Annotated in this window: 1 pseudogene; it reads right to left on the bottom strand. The window is 55.0% G+C overall.

Annotation, left to right across the window (positions count from 1 at the left end):
• Positions 1–720: 720 nt before the first annotated feature.
• Positions 721–1,768, bottom strand: a pseudogene (locus ACM6IV_RS08840) (hypothetical protein); the annotation flags it as partial.

Here is a 1,768-nt window from a genome sequence, read left to right as displayed (position 1 = left end):
ATTAAGTGGAGCCGTCAGGCACTGTCGCTAAACAGTAAGGTGGCGGCTGTACGCAGGTTAGCGAACCGGTTATAGGCACCCGGCAGACCCGAAGGTCTCCCGCATACAGCCACCATAGCGGAGTCGCGGACATTGAGCCTGCGACGAAGCGTGGAACGCTGATGCACCTATTTAAGATCCGGGTCGCTAAACCCGATCGCTGATTTGTCAGCGACCGAACCACAATAGAACCCGCCCCCAAGGCGCACAAGCCGGCGGATTCTGGCGTAGCTGTAGGCAATGGCGCAAGGATTTGTAGCCTGAAAGGCGTGTCTGAAGGTGTCTTTTAAACACCTGAGTTTAAAAGGTGCTTTGTGCTGATTTCACTGGCCCCTTCGCGAGCAAGCCCGCTCCCACATTGGGAATGCGTTTCCCTGTGGGAGCGAGCTTGCTCGCGAAAGGGCCATCTCTGTCAGCACAAAAACCTGGATCAACCCCCGCTGTTTAAATCACTGGTTAAATAAATCCGTCCCCAAATGGCACCCCGGTTGGGGACGGCATCCGTTCCCGGGCAGGTTCGACTCCGGCTGCCTTCCACCAGTTGGCCCCAAAAAAATCGCAACTTTCGGCAACTTTTACACAGTTATCTGAGTTGCCGAAGGCTGCGACGTTTAGTCTAAAAATCGGAACCGTGGTCTGGCCCCGATAACGCCCCATTGCCAAATACCTGACGGAGTCAGGTCATGTGGCCGTAAACCAGTACACATCAGTTATGCCGAACCCGGTGTCCCAACCGACATTTTCCCCACTACCGCTAAGCTCTACGGTACTAATTGGTTCTCCTGACGAGGTATAAGTAAAGGGTACACCCCCCGCCGGAATTCTACCTGAATGCATAGCGGTACCGTTTGGCCGGAAGATTCGGAAAGTATTCCCGTCTCTTCCACCACTGTTGATGCTAAATACGAAGCCCAGGATGTTCCCGCCGAAAGAAAAACGTACAGCCGAGTTGGCCGTTACGTCTAGGGCCACTCTCCCGCCATCCAGCATGACCGTGGTAAAAGTGGGGTAGGCGCTCTGCGGATAGAAATGTCCGGGATTCTTCAAAATGGTAAGTATCAACCCAGAGGGGTAGGTTTGGGGGATTTGGGTTGGAGGGATACCAAGGGATACTCCGTCCCAACTATGGAAATACGCTACAACGAGGGTTCTGGCATCGGATTCCGCACCTGGTGCGTACAATGCCTTGGCCTTGAAACTATGCGCGCCAAAACTCAGGCCTGTCACGGGCATTTCCCAGATGCCTGCGGCATTGGCCCTTGACCGGCCCTTGGTGGTCATCCCGTCAAATAATTCAACCTCCAGGCCTTTGGCGGCGACCCCAGACAACGTCACAGCGGTTTCTGTTGTAAATCCGTTCTGCGGAATGTCATTGCCGCTCGGCGAGCCTTTCACGGAAGTCAGCGTAGGCGCAGTGGCCTCAGTCACAGTCAACGTCCTGACCGCCGACACCGGTTCCGTTCCATACAACGCCTTGGCCTTGAAGTTGTGCACTGCCAGGCTCAGGTCTTTCGCTTCCAGTTGCCACTTGCCGTTACCGCCATCGACTTCGGCGGTACCTATCGGCGTCATATCATTCAGAACCTGGACCTTCAGACGCGATGTCGCGGTGCCGGTCAGCTTGAGGGTTCTGTCGATCGTGAAAGCGTTGTGAGGGATATCCACGCCCTTGGAATCGGTAATCGAGGAGATAACCGGCGTCACTGCATTCGAAAAGGTGAGGGTTCTG

The organism is Pseudomonas sp. IT-347P, from assembly GCF_949768005.1.
Lineage (GTDB): Bacteria > Pseudomonadota > Gammaproteobacteria > Pseudomonadales > Pseudomonadaceae > Aquipseudomonas.
Note: the sequence above shows the minus strand (reverse complement) of the source record. Positions and strands in the feature narration are given on the sequence as shown.